The following is a 12,557-nucleotide window of genomic DNA, read 5'->3' as shown; positions in this document are numbered from 1 at the left end:
CCTGGATTAAGGATCGCGCAGGCATAGAAGCCTGAAGTGCGAATGGTTTCGCGAATATAAGGAGCGACTTCGGCTGGATGGCAGGCAAGGGTAAATCACGCGATCGGGTAGAGCCTTCCTTCGGGGATTTCCACGAATCCGGTGACGATCTGCGTCTTGATGCCAGCGAGCGCATTGGCGGAGCCGCAAAGCAGCCCGCCAGAAAACCGAAGTCCACATCCGGCCGCGCCAAACCGCAAAAAAGGGAAAAGCGCACACGCAGTTCCGGCGGTGGCGCAACAGGCTTTATCCGGTCCCTCGTTTACTGGTGCATCGTGCTCGGCATCTGGGGCGGTATCGGCGTTGCCGGTCTTGTCCTTTATTACGGCGCGCGCATGCCGAGTGCCAGCAGTTGGACCATTCCCGAACGCCCTCCGAATGTGAAGATCGTTTCGGTGAACGGCAGCGTGCTTGCCAATCGCGGCACCACGGGTGGCGAGGCTCTCGCGCTTGAAGACATGTCGCCCTATCTTCCACAAGCGGTCATTGCGATCGAAGACCGGCGGTTCTATTCCCATTTCGGTGTGGATCCGCTCGGCCTGGCCCGCGCCATCGTGACCAATGTGATGACGGGACGAACAGTGCAGGGCGGCTCGACGCTGACGCAGCAGCTGGCAAAAAACCTGTTCCTCTCACAGGACCGGACGCTGGAGCGCAAGGTACAGGAAGTGCTGCTGGCCTTCTGGCTGGAGCATAAATACACCAAGGACCAGATCCTCGCGATGTATCTCAACCGCGTTTATTTCGGTTCCAACGCCTTTGGCGTCGAAGCCGCTTCCAGACGCTACTTCAACAAATCCGCGCGCGACGTCAATCTTGGCGAGGCGGCAACGCTTGCCGGACTTCTCAAGGCCCCCTCGCGCCTTTCACCGGCGCGCGACCCGCAGGCGGCGGAGGAGCGGGCGCAGGTCGTTCTGAGATCCATGCGCGATGTCGGGTTCATCACCGATGACGAGATCAAGACCGCGATGTCGCAGCCGCCGACCAAGGCCAAACGTTTCTGGTCCGGTGCCGAACATTACGCTGCCGATATGGTGATGGAGGAAGTTCGTGGCCTGATTGGCGACGTCAAGCAGGACATCGTCGTCGATACGACCATCGACCCCAATCTTGAACGCGACGCCGAAAAAGCACTGACCCATGTTCTCCAGGGTGATGGTAAAAAGCAGGGCGCCTCGCAAGCGGCTCTCGTTTCCATCGATGGTACAGGCGCAATCCGGGCCGTGGTCGGCGGGGCGGATTATGCCGAAAGCCAGTTCAACCGGGCCGCCAAGGCGAAACGGCAACCGGGATCGGCGTTCAAACCCTTCGTATACGTCGCCGCGCTCGAATCGGGTCTGACCCCCAGTACCATTCGCAATGACGGGCCGGTCCGTATCGGAAACTGGACACCGGAAAATTATGAGAAGAAATATCGTGGCGAAGTGACGCTTGCCACTGCGCTTACCAATTCACTGAACACGATCGCTGCGCAGCTGGTGATGGAAGTCGGTCCTGAGCGGGTGACGCAGGTGGCGCATCGCATGGGTATCGAATCGGAGCTTCAGAACAACGCCTCCATCGCACTCGGCACCTCGGAAGTGTCACTGATGGAGCTGACCGCCTCCTACGCTCCCTTCATGAATGGCGGCTACAAGGCGACGCCGCATATCGTCAAACGCATCTCCGATGCCGACGGCAAGGTGCTTTACGAAAACAGATACGACAACCCGCCGCGCGTGCTGAGCGAGGAAATCGCCGCGACGATGAACGGCATGTTGTCGCGCGTCATCACCGAAGGAACAGGGAAAGCCGCCCGCCTCCAGGGTTGGCAGGCAGCGGGAAAATCCGGCACGACACAGTCTTTCCGCGACGCGCTTTTTGTCGGCTACACAAGCAATCTGACAACGGGCGTCTGGTTCGGCAATGACGACGGCACATCGATGAAAAAGGTCACCGGCGGTGGCTTGCCTGCGAAGGCCTGGAAAGATTTCATGACCGCCGCCCATTCCGGGCTCTCGCCCTCGCCGCTCTTCGGTCTCGGCGCAGGCGGCGTGCCGCCGCTTGGGGAAATACAGCAACCGGCGCCCGAGAGCGCGCCTTCCTCCATCGGCGACATCATTTCCAATGCTCTCGGCGGCGGCGGAACGACAAACACTCGAGCCTATCCCGAAGCGCCCGTTTCGCCAAACGCTGGTCAGCCGGGCGTTCCCATGCCGCCTGGAAACATCCCTTCCCGCGATATCGAACCCGGCTATTCAGCCGACAATGGACCTGTGCCGCCAGCCGATATCGGCGGCCGGGCGCCGGCAACTTCCGGGCCGAAGCAGACGACCCTTCTTGATATTCTGATGGGAAATTAATTGCCTTTTGGGTAATCGGCTCGCCGGTTACCCGGCAAGCGATGGGCAGGCAACGATCCTGTCGCCTTTCCCGCAAATACTCAATTTTCCAAAGACTTGATTACACCGAATGGGCAACCAACGCAGCCAAAAGCGGAGATCGCGCTTGTGTTTGCAACATATGCGTGCATCCACGTTAACCGTAGATTGCTATTTGCGCAAAAACGATTACATTTCGGATGACTTTTTACGGTAAATGAATTATTAATCGTTCATATAAATAAATTTTCTTGTTTCAAAATAACTTTTCAGGGCTTCATATTATGCTGGGTACTAAAAGCTCATCGCATGCCGTGTTTTACGGCGCCCCTTATCCTGCGTCTGTCACTTTCGACGCGGCGGAAACGCAACCTTCCATTTCAGAAACCAACACATCGGTGTTCCTGCGCAGCCAGTTTGTGCTCAAGAGAACGATCGACATTGCAGGGGCGTCCATCGCCCTTGTCGCACTCGCGCCCGTATTGCTGACCGTCGCGGCGCTGGTCAAACTCGACAGCAAAGGGCCGGTCCTGTTCTCACAAGTCCGTTGGGGCATGAACGGGCGAAAGATCAGGGTCTATAAATTTCGCTCGATGCGAACCGAACTGGGCGATGCCACCGGCGTGGCGCAAACGGTAAAGAACGATCCGAGGATAACCCGGATCGGCGCCGTGCTTCGCCGCACAAATGTCGACGAGCTGCCACAGCTCATCAACGTCTTGAAAGGCGACATGTCGCTGGTGGGTCCGCGCTGCCATGCCATCGGCATGCTGGCCGCCGGCCGTCTTTATGAGGAACTTGTTCCCCACTACCACCTGCGGCACCGGATGCGGCCAGGCATTACCGGTCTTGCCCAGATGCGGGGTTTGCGCGGCCCGACGGATCGCAGTGACAAGGCGCGTGCCCGCATCGTGTCCGATCTTTATTACGTCGACAATTTTTCCGTCTGGCTGGATATCAAGATCATGATCGGAACGGTCATTTCCGAATTGCGCGGCGGCAAGGGTTTCTGATCTTTCAGAAATCAGACAGATAGAATCAAAAAAGCCCGGCAGCGATGCCGGGCTTTTCTTATGAAATCACCATTTCCGTCAGTTTATCGGCACGGGAGCCGCAGCCGGATCCGGCAGCGGCGCCGGGTTTGCCGACAGCGTGCGCAGATAAGCGATGAGATCGGCGCGTTCCGTCTCCTTCTTCACACCCGCAAAGCCCATGGCCGTGCCGGGAACGTGTTTCTTGGGAGCTTCGATGAAGTAGCTGAGATGATCGTAATCCCAGTGCACGGAACCGCCCTTGGAGAAATCCTTCATTGCTGCGGAGTAGCTGAAACCCGCATGGCTGGCGATCGGCCGGTTGACGATATCGAAGAGATTGGGGCCGACCTTGTTTGCACCACCACTCTCTCCGGTATGACAGCTCGTACACTTCTTGAAGACCGCCTCACCCTTGGCAGCATCCGCGCTGGCGAGCAATTTCGCAATCGGAGTTGCCGCTGCAGCGGGTTCGCCTGCAGCCTCGCCGCCGCTCGCTTCCGCGACGATGGCGTAACCTTCCTTTTCCGGGGTGGGCGCATGAAAAATGCCCTCAGACGCAATTGACACCGACATCAGAACGAAAACCGTGCCCAGCAACGCCCCAACGCCCATATTTACATAAGAATTCATCTATATGCGCTCCCTCGCATCCGCTCCATATAACCGGGCATCTTGAAATTATTCAAAAGCTATGGCTTTTGCACAGCCTGCGCAACTTGAATAATATTCCCCACTCCGTGACGTTTTGACACTTTTCGGTTGGGATTTGAAGGGTGTCGGATGAAGAATCGGGAATTCGAGAAAGCTGTCGTCCTTATACCGGCGCGGATGGCATCGACACGGCTTCCGGGCAAGCCTCTCGCGGATATTGGCGGCAAACCGATGATTGTGCAGGTTGCACTCAGGGCGCGTGAAGCTGGCGCGACGCGCATCGTCGTTGCAGTCGATGACGAACAGGTATTTTCAGCCGTTAAAAATGCCGGTTTCGACGTAATGATGACGCGCGATGATCACCAATCCGGTTCGGACCGCATTTTCGAGGCGCTGCAGAAGGCCGACCCCTATGGCAACGCCGAATATGTCATCAATGTTCAGGGCGACCTTCCGACCATCGAAGCGGAAACGATCCGCGCCTCGTTGCGCCCGTTGGAAAATGCCGCCGTCGACATTGCCACGCTGACGGTGGAGATCACCGACGAGGAAGAAAAGACCAATCCGAACGTGGTGAAAGTGGTTGGCAGCCCGCTTTCCGAGACGCGATTGCGCGCGCTTTATTTTACCCGCGCGACTGCGCCCTATGGCGACGGACCGCTTTATCATCACATCGGCCTTTATACCTATCGCCGCGCCGCCCTTGAAACGTTCGTGAGGCTTCAGCCTTCGCCACTCGAGAAGCGCGAAAGGCTGGAACAATTGCGCGCGCTGGAAGCGGGCATGCGTATTGATGCCGAAATCGTTCACTCCGTGCCGCTTGGCGTTGATACGCCGCACGATCTCGAAAAAGCCCGCACTATTCTCGCAAACCGAACCCTCTGATGGATAATTCCATGACCTTGAGCACAAACCGCATTGCCTTTCAGGGCGAATTTGGCGCGAATTCCGACATGGCATGCCGCGACATGTTCCCGGATATGGAGCCTTTGCCGTGCCCGACATTCGAGGATGCTTTCAACGCCGTCGAAAACGGCGAAGCCGATCTCGGCATGATCCCGATCGAGAACACGCTGGCCGGTCGCGTTGCCGATATCCATCATCTTCTGCCGGAATCACGCCTTCACATCATCGGTGAATATTTCATGCCGATCCGCTTCCAGCTGATGGTTATACCGGGCGTGAAGAAAGACGAGATCCGCACCGTTCACAGCCACATCCACGCGCTTGGCCAGTGCCGCAAGATCATCCGTTCCAACGGCTGGAAGCCCGTCGTTGCCGGCGATACGGCCGGAGCGGCGAGACTGGTTTCTGAAAAGTGTGATCGCAGCATGGCAGCGCTTGCACCGCGTCTTGCCGCCGGTCTCTACGGCCTTGATATCATGGCTGAAAATGTCGAGGATTCAGAAAACAACATCACCCGTTTCGTAATTCTTTCGCGCGATGAGAACTGGGCCAAACGCCAGTCCCAAGGCGAAGCACCAGATGAAACCATCGTCACGACCTTCGTGTTCAATGTCCGCAACATTCCGGCGGCACTTTATAAGGCAATGGGCGGATTCGCGACGAATGGCATCAACATGACGAAGCTGGAAAGCTACCAGCTCGGCGGAAGGTTCGTGGCAACGCAGTTCTATGCCGATATCGAAGGCCATCCGGATGACGAGCCGGTGCGGCACGCGCTGGACGAGCTGCGCTTCTTTTCCGAGAAGGTCCGAATTCTCGGCGTCTACAAGGGTCATGCGATGCGCGGCAAGCTCAACCAGAGCTGAGCCTGCCGCAAATCTTCATTTCGTCCATTCCACCCAGTCGCGCATCAGCCGGTGCGCGATGGCACCGCCCGGAGGCGCGGAAAAGCCCTCGCCCGCAGCAGCCTCCAGCATCGTGGCAACCTCCGCCCGCGTGAACCAGCGGCAATCCTCCAGCTCGATCTCATCGCGGGAAATATCGAACGAGAGAGCCTCGGCATAACAGCCGATCATCAGCGTGTGCGGCATCGGCCAGGGCTGGGAAGCGTGATAGCGCACGCGGCCGATTTCGACGCCGGATTCTTCATGCGTCTCGCGGCGCACGGCCTGCTCGATCGTTTCGCCCGGCTCCACGAAACCGGCGAGGCAGGAATACATGCCCGGCGCAAAATGCGCGCCGCGTCCGAGCAGGCAAAGATCGCGCTCGATATCGATCGTCATCATGATGACAACGGGATCGGTTCGGGGAAAAATAGTGTGATTGCAGGCGGCGCAGATGCGCTTGTAGCCGCCGATACGCAATTCCATCGTGCCGCCGCACCGTCCGCAGAAGCGGTTGTCGGCATTCCAGTGCGTAAGGCTGACGGCCTGGGCGACCTCGCTCAACAATTCCTCATCGAGAAGATGATCGCGATAAAGGGTGCGGGCATCGGCCAGCTTGTAGTGGCTCGCCAGCGTGTCTTCCGTGACGGCCACCGGCACCGCAATTCTCGGTTCGCCAGTTTCGCGGTATCCAAGCAGAACGGCATTGTCGAAATCCGGCTGCAATTCCGCCAGCTCATAGGCGGAAAACAGGGGATCTATGACCTGTTCGTCATGTTTCAGGACAAGCCGGTTGCCGGAGAAGGCAAAAATATGGGTGCCATCGACTTTCAGCGCATCGGCAACGCAGTCTTCCGTCCGCTTTTCGGCGAATCGGTTGAGGGCGTTCTTGGAAAAGGCTGTCAGCAGGCTTGCTTCGGGATGGGGAGCAGTGGTTTCGAAAATAGTCATTGATATCATCAGAGCGCGCCGGATATTTTTTTCATCAAGGATTCCTTTTCGCCCGGGCCATAGGGCACTGGCGTCCCGTGACCCCAGATTGGGCCGGGCCAGCAGGTGTCGCCTTCGTTGCGGGCGATAATATGGACGTGAAGTTGCCGGACGATATTGCCCAGCGCGCCGACATTGATCTTGGTGGCCCCGGTAACTTCCTTCAACGCGGAGGCGACGAGATTGGTCTCGAACGTCAGCACGGCCTGATCGAGCGGAGTAAGATCGAACAGCTCGCTGGCGCCGCCTCTCTGTGGCACCAGCACCAGCCAGGGCCAGCGGCTGTCGTTCTGCAAACGCAGCTCGCATAGTCCCAAACGCATTACAAGCGCACTGTCGCGCGCCAGCCTGTCGTCCAGCCGGAATGTCTCCAAGGCGTCCTCCATGTTTGTTTTCATTGTGATAGCAGTTTTTTGAAGGCTTGGCTTGCATTTGCTTTCGATATTGCCGATATGTGGCCCCGGGAGGTTGGTGGTGGACGAGCCACTCGCCAACCGGGTCAGGTCCGGAAGGAAGCAGCCCTAACGAGCCAGGCACGGGTCGCCGTGCCAGCCTCCCACCCTTTTTAAATTCCGCTCAGCTTTCGCCGGGCCGGTTCAGCCTGAAAGCGGCCCCTGCGTATCGGCATGATGTGCAGACTTTAGAGGAATAGAGCGTGCCTGATGCGTCCAATGGGACGCACGGCGCTCTAGGACAAACTGGCAAAATAAACTGGCGAGGCGATGAGCGACACCTTACCCACCACATCAAGCGAATCCCAGGGCGGGACCGGCTACCGGGTACTGGCACGCAAATATCGTCCGAAGGATTTTTCCGATCTGATGGTCGGCCAGGAGCCGATGGTCCGCACGCTGACGAATGCGTTCGAGACCGGCCGCATCGCGCAGGCCTATATGCTGACCGGCGTTCGCGGTGTGGGCAAGACGACCACCGCGCGTATTCTTGCCCGTGCGCTGAACTACAAGACCGACACCATCGACAAACCGACCATCGACCTGCGTATCCCCGGCGAACATTGTCAGGCGATCATGGAAGGCCGTCATGTCGACGTGATCGAGATGGACGCCGCCTCCCATACCGGTATTGACGACATTCGCGAGATCATCGAGCAGGTGCGTTACCGCCCGGTTTCGGCGCGCTATAAAGTCTATATCATCGACGAAGTGCACATGCTCTCGACGCAGGCCTTCAACGGTCTTCTTAAGACGTTGGAAGAGCCGCCGGAGCATGTGAAATTCATCTTCGCAACCACTGAAATCCGCAAGGTTCCGATCACCGTGCTGTCGCGGTGCCAGCGCTTCGACCTGCGCCGCATCAGCGCCGCCGATCTCGTCGGCCTGTTCACTGCCATTGCCGGCAAGGAAGGTTTCGAGGCCGAACCGCAGGCGCTCTCAATGATTGCCCGCGCGGCTGAGGGTTCCGCCCGTGACGGTCTTTCCCTGCTCGATCAGGCGATCGCCCATGGCGGCGGACGCGTGGAAGCCGAGGCGGTGCGCGGCATGCTGGGTCTTGCCGACCGGGCGCGCATCGTCGATCTTTTCCAGCACATCATCAAAGGCGATGTCGCGGCGGCACTTTCGGAATTCAACGGTCAATACGAGGCAGGCGCCAACCCCGTCGTCGTGCTGAACGACCTTGCCGATTTCACTCACCTCGTCACCCGCATGAAATATGTGCCGGATGCCGCGGAAGATCCCTCGCTGTCCGAGATCGAACGCGTGCATGGCGCGGAATTTGCCGAGACAATCGCCGTGACTGCGCTGTCGCGTATCTGGCAGATGCTGCTCAAGGGTATTCCGGAAACTGAAAATGCCTCACGTCCTGCGGGTGCGGCCGAAATGGTGTTGATCCGCCTTTCGCACGCCGCCAATCTTCCGGCACCGGAAGACGCGGCGCGACGCCTGCTCGAACTTTCCAACAGCGATGGCGGCTACTCCAATGGCGCGCCTTCGGGTGGCGGCAATGGCGGAGGTGCGCGGGCCTATTCCTCAGGACAGACAGTGGCCGCAGGAAGACCTGTGGAGCTTTCCGCCCAGAGGCCGGCAAGCTCGCAGCCTTCGACCATGCTGCGCGCCGTGCCTGACAGCCGCCCGCAGGAAATGCAGGTCGCGGCACCAAAAACCGAAGAACGGCCGGAGCCGAAGGTTCCCGTCAACTCTCTTCAGGACATTGCCGACCTGTGCCAGAAAAATCGCGATCCCGTCATGCGGGCGAAGGTTCGCAACTTCGTACGGCTGGTGCGGCTGGAGCCGGGTCGGCTCGACATGCGCCTCGGCGATGGCGCACCCGGATCGCTCCCCGGCGAGCTTGGTGTGAAGCTGAAAGAGTGGACCGGTATCCACTGGATCGTCAGCCTTAGCAAGGAACAGGGTCAGCCGACGCTGGTTGAAGCCGAGGGCAGTGCGCGCGACGCCCGCCTCGTGGATGCGAGGCAGGACCCTGACGTGGCAGCCATTCTTCAACAGTTTCCAGGTGCAAAAATCACCGACGTGCGCATTCGCGTCACCCAGCAGGACGAGCCGGACGAGATCGCCCCGCCGCCTTCGGTTGCCGAATCGAGCGAGGGCGACATCCTTCCCGGCGACGACATCGAATTTTAATACATAACAAAAACAGGAGTTTGGCACATGCGCGACATCATGGGCATGATGGGCAAGGTCAAGGAAATGCAGGCCAAGATGGAAAAGATGCAGGCGGATATCGCCGCGCTTGAAGTCGAAGGCAAGTCCGGCGGCGGTCTCGTCACCGTGAAGCTGAATGGCAAGGGCAGCCTGCTGGGCCTGAAGATCGATCCGTCTCTCTTCAAGGAAGACGACGTCGAAATTCTCGAAGACCTGATCATCGCTGCCCACAATGACGCCAAGGAGCGCGCCGAGGCCATCACCGCTGAAAAGACCAAGGAAATCACGGCTGGCCTGCCGATCCCGCCCGGCATGAAGCTGCCGTTCTGATATTCTTACGAATTCAGACTTCCAGCATGGCGCGGAACCGGCTCGCAAGCGGGGTGCCGAGATATGCGGCACGTTCGTCCCTGGTAAGCTGCATGGGGCGGAAGCGCTGGAGAATGACCGGTATGGGCAGTTTCGTTCCCTGATAGGGTTCGAAAGCAATGCCTTGACCGGCGCTGAGCATTCCACCTTTCAGAACCCGGCAATAAAAGCCCGGCTGCCCCGCCTGCCGAAAACGCGGCGCGAAGCCGGGATCGCCGAGCCGGGCTGACAGGGTGGCGCAGGGAATGCGGGCGGCGGTCACTTCCAGCACCACTTCCTCGGCTGAAAACCTGTCGCCGACATGCAGTTTTGCACTATCGACACCTTCCAGAACCAGATTTTCCCCAAAAAATCCGGGCTCAACCGCAAAACCCAGCGTACGCGACCAGAAATCGAGATCGACGGAACCCATGGCGTAGATCGCCTGATCCGGCCCGCCGTGATGTTTACGATTGCAGACAGCGTCGCTGACGATGCCTTGCGCATCCACCATCACCGCGCCCTGCACGGCATGTTTGAAAATACCCGTCTTCGCCGTCTTTCCCGGCAAGGCCTTCGCCTCGCCCCGGCACACTGCCCGTATTTTCATGGACTGCCCTTCGCGCTTCATGATTCCCGTTTCCCGATTTATGCAGTAGAAAGCGCTCATGGCAAAACGAGTCACCGGTCCCGAAATCGAAAAACTGATCCAGCTGCTTGCAAAAGTGCCGGGGCTTGGGCCCCGCTCGGCGCGGCGGGCGGCGCTGCATCTCATCAAGAAGAAGGAACAGCTTCTTGGACCGCTGGGCCACGCGATGGGTGAAGCCTATGACAAGGTGAAGATCTGCTCGTGCTGCGGCAATGTCGATACCATCGATCCCTGCACGGTCTGCGCCGATGATAGACGTGACCAGTCGGTCATCATCGTGGTGGAAGACGTGTCGGATCTGTGGGCGCTGGAGCGAGCAGGCGCCATGAATACCGCCTATCATGTGCTTGGTGGCACGCTGTCGCCGCTCGATGGCGTCGGGCCGGAAGATTTGAACATCAAGGGACTGATCGATCGCGTCAGCGCCGGCGGTATTCGCGAGCTCATCATCGCCGTCAATGCGACGGTGGAGGGACAGGCAACAGCCCATTACATCACCGACCGCCTGGCCGATCTCGGCATCAAGATCACCCGCCTTGCACATGGCGTGCCTGTTGGCGGCGAGCTGGACTATCTCGACGAGGGCACATTGACGGCGGCGCTGCGCGCTCGCACAACGATCTGACGCCTTCTTTCCCTGTCCGTCACTCGAAGAGGAGACCGAATGCGAAACCGATTTGATTCTTTGTTTTGGCGCATTTCCAGACGGAAAACCGGCCTCCACTTTTCCTGGAAAAGCCTCAAGGCATTGGCCGCCATTCTTTCCGTTTTTTCAACAACGGCCGCTCTGGCGCAATCCGCGCCGACAGGTGCCGCTGCTGCCCGGTACGATGCCGATTTCAATGCGTGGCTGAAAAAGGAAATCTGGCCGGAAGCGCGCAAGGCGGGAATTTCGCAAAAGACGCTGGAGTCTGCGCTGAGCGGCCTTTCCATCAACTGGAGTCTGCCTGATCTCGTCATCCCCGGCCAGAAGCCGCCGAAGGAACAGAGCCAGAGCCAGGCCGAATTTTCATCGCCCGGCGCTTATTTCTCCGAAAAACGATTGCAGGGGCTTGCCGCCACCGGCCGCTCTCTGGCCGCGACGCATGCCGCCACCCTTCGCCGGATCGAAGCCAAATATGGCGTGCCCGGCGATGTCGTCGTGGCGATCTGGGGCCGCGAATCCGGTTTCGGCCGTGCGAAACTGCCGCATTCGGTTGTCGATGTGCTGGCGACGAAAGCCTATATGTCGACCCGCAAGGAGATGTTCCGCACCGAGCTGATCGATGCGCTGAAGATCGTCGAAAGCGGCGATATTGCGGCCTCGCGCATGATGGGGTCCTGGGCAGGCGCGCTCGGTCAGCCGCAATTCATGCCGTCGAGCTATCTCAAATATGCCGTTGATTTCGATGGCGACGGCCACCGCGATATCTGGAACTCCGTGCCGGACGCATTGGCATCCATAGCGAACTATCTTTCGCAGCGCGGCTGGCAGAGGGATCGCGACTGGGGCTTCGAAGTGTCTATACCCGGCAACGTCTCCTGCGCCCAGGAAGGCCCGGATCTTGCCCGGCCGGTGAGTGCGTGGGCGAAGATGGGGATCACCCGCATTTCCGGAAAGGCCTTTCCATCCAATGACCTCTCCGCCGACGGCATGATGCTTGTGCCAGCCGGGCGGCACGGGCCGGAATTCGTGGTGACGCCGAATTTCTACGTCATCAAGGAATACAATAATTCCGATCTCTACGCGCTGTTCATCGGCAATCTCGCCGACCGCATCTCCCATGGGGCGGGGCCGTTCAAGGGCGAATGGGGCAATGTCGGATCGATGTTGCGCTCCGACGTTCTTGCCATGCAGAAGGCACTCGTCGCCAAGGGCTATGATGTCGGCAAAGCGGACGGGCTGGCCGGCTTCAAGACACGCCGGTCACTGGGCGACTGGCAGGCGAAAAACGGTCTGTCACCGACTTGCTTTCCCGATGCTACGCTGAAAGCGAAGCTGAAATAGCAGCTTACTGGCGACGTGTGAAAACCTCTCCTCCGTCATGCGCGAGCTTGTCCCGAGCATGACATCGCCACTACTTAGCCCTATCGTC

The 12,557-nt window shown here is 59.0% G+C and carries 12 protein-coding genes and 1 other RNA gene; 9 read left to right on the top strand and 4 right to left on the bottom strand.

The annotated features are described in order from the left end of the window. The first annotated feature begins 77 nt into the window (after positions 1–77). Entirely contained in the window at positions 78–2,381 is a 2,304-nt protein-coding gene (locus tag G6L97_RS12620) for a transglycosylase domain-containing protein (protein WP_111782917.1), read from the top strand. A gap of 302 nt (positions 2,382–2,683) precedes the next feature. Continuing rightward, entirely contained in the window at positions 2,684–3,412 is a 729-nt protein-coding gene (locus tag G6L97_RS12615) for a sugar transferase (protein WP_019564559.1), read from the top strand. A gap of 78 nt (positions 3,413–3,490) precedes the next feature. Here G6L97_RS12615 and G6L97_RS12610 read toward each other — a convergent pair whose 3' ends face one another. Then, the gene (locus tag G6L97_RS12610) at positions 3,491–4,063 is read right to left on the bottom strand and encodes a c-type cytochrome (protein WP_003514328.1); all 573 of its coding nucleotides are present in this window, start codon (positions 4,061–4,063) and stop codon (positions 3,491–3,493) included. Positions 4,064–4,213: 150 nt separating this feature from the next. On the opposite strand from G6L97_RS12610, the gene G6L97_RS12605 reads away from it, so the two are divergent. Both G6L97_RS12605 and G6L97_RS12600 read left to right on the top strand, forming a co-directional pair. Further along, positions 4,214–4,969, top strand: coding sequence for a 3-deoxy-manno-octulosonate cytidylyltransferase (locus G6L97_RS12605; RefSeq protein ID WP_003514327.1), 756 nt, complete (start codon positions 4,214–4,216; stop codon positions 4,967–4,969). 11 nt (positions 4,970–4,980) lie between these two features. Next, positions 4,981–5,856: a prephenate dehydratase gene (locus tag G6L97_RS12600; protein WP_111782955.1), complete on the top strand. Its 876-nt coding sequence runs from the start codon at positions 4,981–4,983 to the stop codon at positions 5,854–5,856. A gap of 15 nt (positions 5,857–5,871) precedes the next feature. Here the strand turns inward: G6L97_RS12600 and nudC are convergent, their stop codons facing one another. Together nudC and G6L97_RS12590 are read right to left on the bottom strand one after the other, a co-directional pair. Beyond that, on the bottom strand, positions 5,872–6,834 hold the full coding sequence (gene nudC, locus G6L97_RS12595; RefSeq protein WP_003514323.1) for an NAD(+) diphosphatase: 963 nt from the start codon (positions 6,832–6,834) through the stop codon (positions 5,872–5,874). Further along, positions 6,834–7,262, bottom strand: a complete 429-nt coding sequence (locus G6L97_RS12590) for an HIT domain-containing protein (RefSeq protein WP_162686704.1) — start codon at positions 7,260–7,262, stop codon at positions 6,834–6,836. Before G6L97_RS12590 ends, nudC begins: the two co-directional genes overlap by 1 nt. Before the next feature lie 65 nt (positions 7,263–7,327). On the opposite strand from G6L97_RS12590, the gene ffs reads away from it, so the two are divergent. The 3 genes from ffs to G6L97_RS12575 all read left to right on the top strand — a co-directional run bounded on the left by ffs (position 7,328) and on the right by G6L97_RS12575 (position 9,815). After that, positions 7,328–7,424, top strand: an RNA gene (gene ffs / locus G6L97_RS12585) — signal recognition particle sRNA small type. 162 nt (positions 7,425–7,586) lie between these two features. After that, positions 7,587–9,464: a DNA polymerase III subunit gamma/tau gene (locus tag G6L97_RS12580; protein ID WP_111782918.1), complete on the top strand. Its 1,878-nt coding sequence runs from the start codon at positions 7,587–7,589 to the stop codon at positions 9,462–9,464. 27 nt (positions 9,465–9,491) lie between these two features. Then, on the top strand, positions 9,492–9,815 hold the full coding sequence (locus tag G6L97_RS12575; RefSeq protein ID WP_111782919.1) for a YbaB/EbfC family nucleoid-associated protein: 324 nt from the start codon (positions 9,492–9,494) through the stop codon (positions 9,813–9,815). A gap of 13 nt (positions 9,816–9,828) precedes the next feature. Here G6L97_RS12575 and G6L97_RS12570 read toward each other — a convergent pair whose 3' ends face one another. Then, positions 9,829–10,464, bottom strand: a complete 636-nt coding sequence (locus G6L97_RS12570) for an MOSC domain-containing protein (RefSeq protein WP_162686703.1) — start codon at positions 10,462–10,464, stop codon at positions 9,829–9,831. Positions 10,465–10,501: 37 nt separating this feature from the next. On the opposite strand from G6L97_RS12570, the gene recR reads away from it, so the two are divergent. Next, a complete protein-coding gene (recR, locus tag G6L97_RS12565) occupies positions 10,502–11,107 on the top strand; it encodes a recombination mediator RecR (RefSeq protein WP_003514308.1) in 606 nt (201 codons plus the stop codon). Between the two features lie 123 nt (positions 11,108–11,230). Then, on the top strand, positions 11,231–12,469 hold the full coding sequence (locus G6L97_RS12560) for a lytic murein transglycosylase (protein ID WP_371414568.1): 1,239 nt from the start codon (positions 11,231–11,233) through the stop codon (positions 12,467–12,469). Positions 12,470–12,557: the final 88 nt, after the last annotated feature.

Origin of the sequence: Agrobacterium tumefaciens (assembly GCF_013318015.2) — a bacterium.
Taxonomy (GTDB): Bacteria; Pseudomonadota; Alphaproteobacteria; order Rhizobiales; family Rhizobiaceae; genus Agrobacterium; species Agrobacterium tumefaciens.
This window is presented reverse-complemented; position numbering and strand designations above follow the sequence as displayed.

Excerpts from the sequence above, each read along its gene's own strand:
- G6L97_RS12620 (WP_111782917.1), top strand. The coding sequence starts at position 78 with ATGGCAGGCAAGGGTAAATCACGCGATCGGGTAGAGCCTTCCTTCGGG.
- G6L97_RS12615 (WP_019564559.1), top strand. The coding sequence starts at position 2,684 with ATGCTGGGTACTAAAAGCTCATCGCATGCCGTGTTTTACGGCGCCCCT.
- G6L97_RS12610 (WP_003514328.1), bottom strand. The coding sequence starts at position 4,063 with ATGAATTCTTATGTAAATATGGGCGTTGGGGCGTTGCTGGGCACGGTT.
- G6L97_RS12605 (WP_003514327.1), top strand. The coding sequence starts at position 4,214 with ATGAAGAATCGGGAATTCGAGAAAGCTGTCGTCCTTATACCGGCGCGG.
- G6L97_RS12600 (WP_111782955.1), top strand. The coding sequence starts at position 4,981 with ATGACCTTGAGCACAAACCGCATTGCCTTTCAGGGCGAATTTGGCGCG.
- nudC (WP_003514323.1), bottom strand. The coding sequence starts at position 6,834 with ATGATATCAATGACTATTTTCGAAACCACTGCTCCCCATCCCGAAGCA.
- G6L97_RS12590 (WP_162686704.1), bottom strand. The coding sequence starts at position 7,262 with ATGAAAACAAACATGGAGGACGCCTTGGAGACATTCCGGCTGGACGAC.
- G6L97_RS12580 (WP_111782918.1), top strand. The coding sequence starts at position 7,587 with ATGAGCGACACCTTACCCACCACATCAAGCGAATCCCAGGGCGGGACC.
- G6L97_RS12575 (WP_111782919.1), top strand. The coding sequence starts at position 9,492 with ATGCGCGACATCATGGGCATGATGGGCAAGGTCAAGGAAATGCAGGCC.
- G6L97_RS12570 (WP_162686703.1), bottom strand. The coding sequence starts at position 10,464 with ATGAAGCGCGAAGGGCAGTCCATGAAAATACGGGCAGTGTGCCGGGGC.
- recR (WP_003514308.1), top strand. The coding sequence starts at position 10,502 with ATGGCAAAACGAGTCACCGGTCCCGAAATCGAAAAACTGATCCAGCTG.